Consider the following 8,603-nt stretch of genomic DNA (forward strand, 5'->3'; position numbering starts at 1 on the left):
GTCCATGTTCACATGCGCTACCGTCCAGTGTCCGCAAGCCGGTCGCCTACCGAGACACCCGCGCGCCACCAGTCCGTTCGGCGTAAACGTAAGCCGGGCTGTCTCACAAGACCCGTACTGATCCGGCTCGCAGTGGCCGGGCCTGCTGCGAGACGACCGATATCTATGCCGTTCCCGGAGCCGGACCCACCGGTGGAGCGCCGTCGGCTGGCCCGAATCGGTCCCCGTCCCAGACCAGCAGCCCCGCGTCGTAGGCGCGATGGTGGTTTGGGCACATCGGCCGCATGTTCTCCACGCTCGCCGCGCCGCCCTCCGAGTCTGCGATCAGGTGGGCGGCCTCAACGATCTCCGGGACGTCCTGACCACAATAGGTACAGGCCGTCCCGTAGTGCGCGAGCGTCAGACGCCTGATCTCGGGCTGGTGTAGGCGCTGGTTCACAATCCGCTCGGCGTAGCGGCGCTCGATCTCGTCTCCCACCGAGATGGCAGCAGCCAAGTCGGATTCTGACTCGTCGACCGAGGAGGGGAACAGCCCTGATACGTCCAGGTCCCGCGGGGTGATGTCGAGTTCGTCGCGCGGCGGCATCTCCCTCAGCCCGCCTCGGTTTGACGTCTTCTCGTCACGGACGCCCTGGTACTTCGACGGCTGGCCGGGGCTTTCTTCCCGCACATCGACGAGCCTGGTCGTCTGCGCCCGATAGGCGTATTGCCACCCCCGGCCGAAGTCGACAGCGATGACCGGCCAGCCGACGCTGCCGCCGTACTCGTCGGTGCGCTCTCGAAGGTCGTCCTCGACCAGGTCTCTGCTCCGGCTGACCGCTTCCGGCTTCGAGCCCGGGGCGCTGAAGTGCTCGTTGGTCTTCCACCAGCCGAACTTGATGGCGCCTGCGTCTCTTGGGCTGAAGTCGTCCTCATCTGCCATGCGAGCAACCTATACGTGATGACAACGAAGGGGCGCATCAAGCAGGCCACCACGCTCACCGACGCGAGCGCGACGCACTTCGACAGCGCCGCCGACCACAGCGAGTGGGCCCGGGACGCGCTGGATCGCGCGGCCCTGACTGCCTGACCCTCACCAGCACCCCCGCACCGAGTCCGGTGCGGGGGTGCGTGTACTTCACGCAGCGGCGCGGCCCATGGTCTTCGCGACCCTGTCGAAGGGTTGGGTTTCGGTGCAGCCGGCGCGAGTAGATCGATTGCGCGTCCGCAACCGTTCTCCCTGCCCCGCTAGCGGGGTGGCTACACGTACCGCCACGGCTGCTCGGCGAGGGCGTCGATGACCGCTCGGGGATTGTCGATGAGTCGTGCAAGGCCAATGAGCTTGGCGGGGAACGCGCTCGGGGCAGCGGCGTACCCGGCTTCATCGAACTCGACGTTGAATCGCGCCCGTCGCATCGATGGCAGTCGGTCAGCGACCTCTTCTCGGAGCGCCCCGGCTTCGGCCGCGAGCGGCGTCACCGGTACGCGGTGGCGACGAAACAGCTGTTCGATCTGATCGTCTCCGTCCTCCGGCGGCTCCTCCACCGCGGGTTTCCCCGCTTCGGCGAGCAGTCTCTCTGTGGCAGCGCTCAGCTCGGAGTCGTCAGCGTCGACCGCCAAGGGAATCGGGATCGTCTGGACCCGCCAGACCGCATCGATCTCGATGGCGAGCGACACGTTGGACGGATCTTCGTGGACGTTGACGTAACGGAGCGCGTTGACGCCGGGGCCGCACTTGCCCGCCAGTTGTGCATCACCGACGAAGTCGGTCGGCTCCCTGTGGATACCCGGTTCGATGACGCAGTCGGTGCGGAGCTGAACACGGTGGAGGTAGAACTGGCTCCCCGCGTCGCTCTGGTCGGTCATCCTTCGGAGCATGTTCTCGATCGCCGCCTCGTAGGTGCCGACGTGGAGCGCCTTGGACCTCTGCCGTGCCGCCCAGCGCTCGACGGCTCCGGGAAACAGTCCGTCGTGCTCCATCATCTTTTTGGTGTCGTCGGTGAGCTGCGCCGTGGGGTCGAAGTCCCTGTCGGGCCAGACTGCGTGCGTCGACGAGTGATACCAGTACAGGTCGCGGACCGTGCTGTCGTCGTGAACCGGGTCCTGCGGCCGCACCCAGAAGTTCGGGCAGTTCTCGCTGGTGCAGTCAGTCCCGCACTCCGGGCACGGCTCGTCGCCCGTATCGAAGCGATCGAGCCACTCGGTGTCGACCTCCCACTCATGAGAGCAAGTTCCGCAACGCATGTAGCGGAGGCGTTCGAAGTCGACCGTCCGTTCGATCATCGGGGCATCATCCCATGCGGGCCGTCAGGCTCCGCAGCGCTGACTCAACCGACGGCACAGCCGTCGGTTGAGGACATCCTCGACACCGATCGAGGAGGCCCGTTCTTCATGTCCGTACCCGCACCCTTCACCAGTACCGCGACGCGCGATGGCGCCAGGATCGTCGTCACCCGCCACGACGACGTCGCGGCCGGCGAACCGTTGATCACGATCCTCACCGACGGTTTGGGATTGCTGAGCCTGGCGCCCGGTCCCGCTGAAGTCCTGGGCCGGCTGCTGCTTCGTACCGTGGCCGACACCGCCACCGTCAGCGTTGCGATCGCCAATAGCTACCCGGAACTCGGCCAGCGTTTCGCTCGGACGGAGCGCGTTACCCTACCCGCACCCGCCGACGGCGAGGACCTGGACGAGTGGACCCAAATGCATCTGCTCCCGCTCACTGGCGAAGGCCCGGAGTACTCGTCCGCCCATGGCGTCTACGGAGTGCGCATCAACTCGGCCCCGGTGCCGTTCGAGCATCTGATCGGCCCACTGTGGAGTCTTCGGACTCGAGTTTCAATCGGCCAGCGATCTGTCTGGGTGTCCGCGATGCGCGCAGGTCGGATCGTACTCGTTCGGCGAGTACCGAGTCGGTGTCGATCGTTCTGGTCTGTGGGCGGGCTCGTCGTGCCTTCGCTTGCTTGTCGGCGTGTATGACGCGATAGGTGCCGGCTTTGGTGGCGTTGCGTTTGATCTCTCGCGACACGATCGACTTGTCCCGGCCGATCTGCTCGGCGATCGCGGTGACCGTCATCCCCGCCCGTCTGCCGACGGCGATCTCCGTTCGATCCGCCACCGTCAGCATCATCCGTCCAAGCCCCACCCGGGTCTCCCGTCGTGCTACCTGCAACCCCTGGTGGCCTGCAGTGTTGCTACGACGCTATGACACCGCCGATAGCTGCACGGGCGGGGTAAGGTTCGAATAGAAGAAGAAGTATGGGGTTCACATGACCATCGGTAATTCTGGAATGACGACTTCCCAGATTGCAGCTGCGCTGAATAAGAACGCGCTGACGGAGGTGTCGGTGCTCGACGATTCGGCGGGGGAGATTCAGATCACCTGCCGGCCGCAGGGATCCAGCCGTACCTTCGTGCTCAGGGCAGTCATCAACACCGCAGATGAGATCTGATTTGCTCATCCTGCTTGAATCGACGTAAACGCCGGTTTCCGTCGTGGCGGTGACACACTAGCTAGTCGGGGACCCAGCAAGGAATGTATTCCATTCCTGCGTCTGCCCATGCGGCAGTTCGGTGGCCTCCACCCCACATTCCTAGCGAGCTACCGTCCGAGGTGGGGACGAGTAGCAGCGGGGGGAGCTGGTCGGCGTTTTTGGTGAGGGACTCAACGTATTGCTGGTCGTCCGTGGTGAAGTTCGTCGCTGACTCATGGCCGGGGGGGAGTGTTCCACTCGGGTTCGCCGATATCGTGGCCGGCGGAATTGTGGAGGTATCGGGCGGCGCTGTAGCAATGTGCGCCGTGGGTGCCTTCGTGGCAGTCGCCGGTGTCTCCGATGATTTCCGGCTCTTCGTATTTCAGAGTGCGTTGACCCTTTCGGCGAGCTGACCGGAGTGCAGTAGGGACCGCAAGATGTAGTGGTCGAGGTTGCGGAAGCCTTGGGCGATGCCTCGGAGGTGTTCGAGGCGTCCGTTGATGGCTTCGACGGGTCCGTTGGAGACGCCGGTGTCGAAGTAGGCGAGGATGTCGGCGCGCCTGTTCTATAGGCTTCGTCCGAGTTGAGCGAGCTCGGTCAGGCCGGCGGCGGGCGTGTCGGTCAGGACCCGTACGACCCGATCGCGTGGTTGACCTGCAATATTGCAGTCCGGGCAGCGTCGATCGGGGTCGAGGACCTCGCAGAAAATGTGGGTCCGGTCATCGGCGCCGACGGCCGCACCGGTGATCGTCACGCCCAACTCGACGGTTCGGCAGATCGTGTCGGCAACATCGGAAGTAAGCTCAGCCATGGGTCCTGTGGTGTGCGTCGAGGGTGTGTAGGAACTTCCATGATCACACCCAGGGCCCGCCTACATCTTGTGGTCGCCCGCGCTCGTCCCGAACCTCACCTACGCACTCTTAGATCCGAAGAGCCTGATTTCCTCCAGAGGGAGTAGCCGGAGGCTGAAGTAGGTGTTGCCCCAGCCAGCGTCATCCGGGTGGTCACAGTCGGAGGGAGCATCGACGATGCCGACTAGTCGTTGGGTGTCTTCGCGGGGGACATCTTTTCCGAGCACATGCTGGTTGTGGGGGGCGGGGACGGCTCGGTGGGTGGGCATACTGCGGGCTTATCCTTGTCAAAGTTATGAGGGTCGGGATAGTTCTCACAGTACCGAGAATTGCCGACATCTTCGGGTCGGCCCGGGCGCGCGGGCAGAAGCGTAGATTCAGGCGGGAGGGCGAGGGCGCCTCACACTGGGCCGATCGAGGGCCGCGGGGCGTCCTTTTGGTACCTGTCGCCGCGCGGCACGCGAGGCCTGTGGCAGGCGGCGCCGACGGGAGTTCCGGCTCCATTGCCCCAGTGCCTGCATGGACGGCGCCCCAACGCTGTCCGGGGCGTTCGCTACGGTCGATCCAACATATTGATCAAGCGAGAGGATCCTGGGAATGGCGCCGACGCTCACGTATGAGAACGATCTTGCGGAGGCCGCGTGGCTCACCAGCCAGGACGTCTCCAACTCCGATTACACAGAAGGCCTGAGTGCCTCCCGCGGCGGGCAGCCGGGCGACGCCGGGTGGGAGGGGTATGTGACGGTGAACCTGAATATGCTCAGCGATCGCGGGCACGCGGAGCTGGCGGCGGATCTTCGCGCTGACTTCGGGATCAGTATCTTCGCTGCCTGGATCACCACCAACGGGAAGTCTGTCGCGCTCAAAAGCTGGGGACACGACGAAGGCCTGCGCTCTGGAACGGACATGCTCTGGCAGGCGTGGCAAGAGCAGAACTAGGCCACACTGCGCTCACACGAGAAGACGCAAAAACGCCCGACAGTGCTCTGAGGAGCACAGGCTAGTCCCTGACGTCCACTCTCCAGTTCGGGAGACGGCGTCGGAGTACGAAAGAGGGCTGTCCGGAGTGCTCGATATCCTGCCGTCACCGCAATCACGAAGGAGACCAAGAATGAGCAGCGAACCGATCTACATTGGTGCAGGAATTCCCGATGAGGAGGGGACAGACGAGTCCGGCCCCTTCGTCAAGACTTATGTGTCGCCTTCGCACGTCGCGCACTGCGGCTCCTGCGGCCGCCAGGCTGACGTCATCGTCCGCCGAGACCCCGATACCGACGACGAAGCATGGTTCGGATTCTGCTGCGATCGGCAAGGTGATGACCTGCCGGACGACCAACGCTTCCCCTACGGCCGATAGCGCGGCTGTATCACCGCGCCCACAGACAACCTGGAAGGAAGAAGAAGTGAGCAAGGAATTCACCTACAGCATTGGTGCTTTCGAAGAGGGTCAGGAAGTACAGAAGTTCCTGTCGAATGGTACGTACCCTGACATCGATCGAGCCAAACGGCAGGCTGGCGTCGACATCATGGCCTCACAACGCGGATGGGAACTATTCCTACCGTGGCGGAAAATGAAGACATCCGGCACCATCGGATGGTGGTACAACGATCCGATCAATATCCCGAAAACCCTGACCATGGTAATTATCGCACACCCTGCGTCAGCGACCGAAGAAGAGATCAATGCTGTGATCGACGAATTCCTCGCCGAGAGGCGGTGAAATGCGGGGGCCTTCCGCGTGAGCTGCCCCCCCGGGTGGCGGTCACCGCAAGGCGGCTCTGCCCCGGTTGAATCGTCACGGCGTCCCCAGCAAGTCGCCCTGCTTGGAGGAGGGGTGCGGTTCGACTCCGCGCCAGGGCACGAGTCCGAACCGGATTCAGGAGCACAAGGAAAGGAATGACCGTGGAGGAAAAGATGGTCGAACTAGCTACCGCCAAGCACAATGTCGCATGGCTGCTGGAACATGAGTCCGGGCTGGTGGACATGAAGGGCATCGTCTACTGGGCGGGCCGCGTGGAGGCCCTGCGCGCCGAGATTCGCAGCCTGCTGTAACGGGCCAGAAGGTGGCCTCTGAAGTGAAGAAGGTTGCACGGGAATGAATCGCGAATGGAGTGAAGTCTAGTGGAGGCGACGGAGGCTCAGGTGGAGGAGCTGGCGCGGGTGGTTGCGGATCAGGCCGCGGCCATTGCAGACGGAACTGTCGTCGGCCCGCGGTACGCAGCGGTGCTGCGGCTACGCGGGAACGTGGACACTTTGGCGGCGTGGGTTGATGACGATCGATAGTACGGGGGTGAGAATGCACGTTTCCCGCATGCCAGAAGTTTTACTCCAGATCAGCCGGCGGGTGTGTCCGTCGGGGTGGGTGAAGAACGTGGTCTCGAAGTACTCGCGCGTGGGGCGCGGTGTGAAGTAGTCGGGATCGATTGCCAGGAGTGCCGGCAGTGTGAGCGCCAACGCTGGACATATCCTCGCCCAGTGCTGACCAGATGACTGGCGTCAAGAGGGCCTGGCGGTGGGCTCCATGAAGAAGAACGGTAGAACTGCATGATCAACATCAACCAATACTGGGACAAACCCCTCGCCGATCTTTTCGGACTGGATCGACTCCAGCTTGACGACGTCGGAATGGACGATCCCCGCGCATACATTGTGACCGCAGACACTGACCGTGACTATCACGAGATCATATTCTGCGAGAGCCTTGCGTTTGCCAACGAGTGCAAGCACATCGCTGAGAAGGACCTCGTGGACGGGTGGCTCACGGCCTCTGCGCTCGATCGAGCCAAGGCCGCGATCAAGGCGATCCTTGCGGCGGAGACATCGATTTCGGCGGAGGTCCTCGATACGATCGAAATCGAAGACGGTGGAGTTGGCGACGAGCCGGGATTCGAAGTGTCGCTCTCTCTGCCGGTGAACTCGTCGCTCACCTTCGGGCTGGCGCACGATGTGGTCATTTGGCCGTTCTGGGCGACGATGATTAATATCTGCGATCCGGGCACATTCAACAGTCCATACCTGTGGAACCGCATTTGACCGGTGTTCGTCTGGTGAGCCTCGACTGTCGCAGTGCCGGCCGGGTGGGTCGCTCTAGATAGCAGCGACGGTAACGGGCTCGATTCGATCTGCGGTCTGGCGCACTCGGGGTTCCGTGCGGACATCCTGCCCGCTGGGGGGCCTCCGGTACGCGGGCGTCGTGCCGACGGACTTCGTGCCAGGTTGCGGAGTTCTAGGGTCTGGTTCGTGTTACGAGAGCGGCGGTGCCGCGATTCGAAGAGTCGTTCGGCGGGAAGTCCGAGGGCCTTGTTTGCCACGTATCCGGCCGCGCGCGTCTAGTCCACATATTGAATAAGGTAGGTAGCACGAACCATGGAGGATGATCTGATGAGCGATTCCATCGCCAATGGCGAATGCGCTGTCGAGGCTGGCCGTCAAGAGTGGCTCGCCGCCGACCGTAGTAGTCGGACGCTGACTGTCGGTGACTTAGTGGCTGAACTAGGTGCTCTCGACCCTGCTATGCCGGTTGTGTTCGAGGGGATCGACGAGCCCGTTGGTGACTACGGGGTCCGATCGGTTTCCGTAGTCGAGGGACTGGCCCGAGTCGACACATTCGCAGGAGACCCGCAGGGGGTCGATGTTTTCAAGTCCGCGCAGCATGTCTCTAGCGGGGAGCGCCCCCGCGCCGACGTGTTCCCCGCGGTGGTAGTTCTGTGCAGTGAGAGCTGATGCGATCTACCCCTGTTGGGGTGAGAGCGCTCCATCGTTCACGGTGGAGGCGAATCACTATCATGTGTGCCGACGTTGTGGGGCGGCGGTAGGGACGACGAACTCGGATTGCAGCGGAGGCACGGAGGGGTCCGGCGCACTGGCGGCACGTGGGCAGAGGTCGGGCGTAGGCGTACTGTCGTCGGCTGCGGTGAAGGTTTGCGGGTGGTGTTTTCCGCGGAAAACGGATGTAGCTCCGGGGGCGGTAGCTGCCTGGCGATTGGGTGGTGTGGGGCAGTTTATCGGCGCCCGGACGGGCCTTCTGCGAGTTCTTAATGCGCCGTTTATGGGGTAGCATTAGAGGCATGAAGAGCTCCCATTCGGTGCGTGTGTTTACCGCATTTATTGGGGATTGTTCAGGGCTTATTCCCGGCGCTTGCGCCGGGTTGTTTTGGGTTATTGGAGCCGCTTGCGGCGCCTATAACAGGGGCGCGGTAGGGCTGGTTCGTGAACCCGGAACGGGGTGTTTTCGGGTTCAGAATCGCCCGCAGGGCGATGTTCAGCGGGCTGCTCAACCCCACCACCACGGAGGCGCTT

11 protein-coding genes and 2 pseudogenes are annotated in these 8,603 nt (G+C 63.2%); 8 read left to right on the forward strand and 5 right to left on the reverse strand.

All coding sequences use genetic code 11. The features are described 5' to 3' along the window. Nucleotides 1-163 precede the first annotated feature (163 nt). Nucleotides 164-922, reverse strand: a complete 759-nt coding sequence (locus MUG78_RS17970; RefSeq protein WP_246997681.1) for an HNH endonuclease signature motif containing protein — start codon at nucleotides 920-922, stop codon at nucleotides 164-166. 18 nt (nucleotides 923-940) lie between these two features. On the opposite strand from MUG78_RS17970, the gene MUG78_RS18205 reads away from it, so the two are divergent. Beyond that, nucleotides 941-1,069 carry a hypothetical protein gene (locus tag MUG78_RS18205; protein ID WP_281500424.1) on the forward strand — a complete coding sequence of 43 codons (129 nt, stop codon included), beginning with the start codon at nucleotides 941-943 and terminating at the stop codon, nucleotides 1,067-1,069. A gap of 170 nt (nucleotides 1,070-1,239) precedes the next feature. On the opposite strand, the gene MUG78_RS17975 is transcribed toward MUG78_RS18205, so the two are convergent. Continuing rightward, on the reverse strand, nucleotides 1,240-2,262 hold the full coding sequence (locus MUG78_RS17975; protein WP_246997683.1) for a hypothetical protein: 1,023 nt from the start codon (nucleotides 2,260-2,262) through the stop codon (nucleotides 1,240-1,242). Between the two features lie 529 nt (nucleotides 2,263-2,791). Beyond that, nucleotides 2,792-3,124, reverse strand: a pseudogene (locus MUG78_RS18505) (transposase); the annotation flags it as partial. A gap of 124 nt (nucleotides 3,125-3,248) precedes the next feature. Here MUG78_RS18505 and MUG78_RS17990 point away from each other — a divergent pair. Then, nucleotides 3,249-3,431 carry a hypothetical protein gene (locus tag MUG78_RS17990; RefSeq protein WP_246997685.1) on the forward strand — a complete coding sequence of 61 codons (183 nt, stop codon included), beginning with the start codon at nucleotides 3,249-3,251 and terminating at the stop codon, nucleotides 3,429-3,431. A gap of 403 nt (nucleotides 3,432-3,834) precedes the next feature. Here MUG78_RS17990 and MUG78_RS17995 read toward each other — a convergent pair. Beyond that, nucleotides 3,835-4,053 (reverse strand): annotated as a pseudogene (locus tag MUG78_RS17995) (transposase); the annotation flags it as partial. Between the two features lie 847 nt (nucleotides 4,054-4,900). Between MUG78_RS17995 and MUG78_RS18000 the strand changes: the two are divergent. The 6 genes from MUG78_RS18000 to MUG78_RS18025 all read left to right on the forward strand — a co-directional run bounded on the left by MUG78_RS18000 (nucleotide 4,901) and on the right by MUG78_RS18025 (nucleotide 8,027). Next, nucleotides 4,901-5,242 (forward strand): hypothetical protein, encoded by a 342-nt coding sequence (locus tag MUG78_RS18000; RefSeq protein WP_246997687.1) that lies wholly within the window; start codon nucleotides 4,901-4,903, stop codon nucleotides 5,240-5,242. A 172-nt stretch (nucleotides 5,243-5,414) separates the two neighbouring features. Continuing rightward, nucleotides 5,415-5,660, forward strand: a complete 246-nt coding sequence (locus tag MUG78_RS18005) for a hypothetical protein (protein WP_246997689.1) — start codon at nucleotides 5,415-5,417, stop codon at nucleotides 5,658-5,660. 46 nt (nucleotides 5,661-5,706) lie between these two features. Then, nucleotides 5,707-6,024 (forward strand): hypothetical protein, encoded by a 318-nt coding sequence (locus tag MUG78_RS18010; RefSeq protein WP_246997691.1) that lies wholly within the window; start codon nucleotides 5,707-5,709, stop codon nucleotides 6,022-6,024. A gap of 194 nt (nucleotides 6,025-6,218) precedes the next feature. Continuing rightward, nucleotides 6,219-6,356 (forward strand): hypothetical protein, encoded by a 138-nt coding sequence (locus MUG78_RS18015; protein ID WP_246997693.1) that lies wholly within the window; start codon nucleotides 6,219-6,221, stop codon nucleotides 6,354-6,356. Between the two features lie 492 nt (nucleotides 6,357-6,848). Continuing rightward, nucleotides 6,849-7,337: a hypothetical protein gene (locus MUG78_RS18020; protein WP_246997695.1), complete on the forward strand. Its 489-nt coding sequence runs from the start codon at nucleotides 6,849-6,851 to the stop codon at nucleotides 7,335-7,337. Between the two features lie 348 nt (nucleotides 7,338-7,685). Beyond that, nucleotides 7,686-8,027 (forward strand): hypothetical protein, encoded by a 342-nt coding sequence (locus MUG78_RS18025; protein WP_246997697.1) that lies wholly within the window; start codon nucleotides 7,686-7,688, stop codon nucleotides 8,025-8,027. A gap of 395 nt (nucleotides 8,028-8,422) precedes the next feature. Here the strand turns inward: MUG78_RS18025 and MUG78_RS18030 are convergent. Further along, nucleotides 8,423-8,603: hypothetical protein (locus MUG78_RS18030; RefSeq protein WP_246997699.1), on the reverse strand; the 181-nt coding region annotated here is incomplete at its 5' end.

The sequence above is a fragment of the Gordonia alkaliphila genome, from assembly GCF_023017165.1.
GTDB lineage: Bacteria > Actinomycetota > Actinomycetes > Mycobacteriales > Mycobacteriaceae > Gordonia > Gordonia alkaliphila.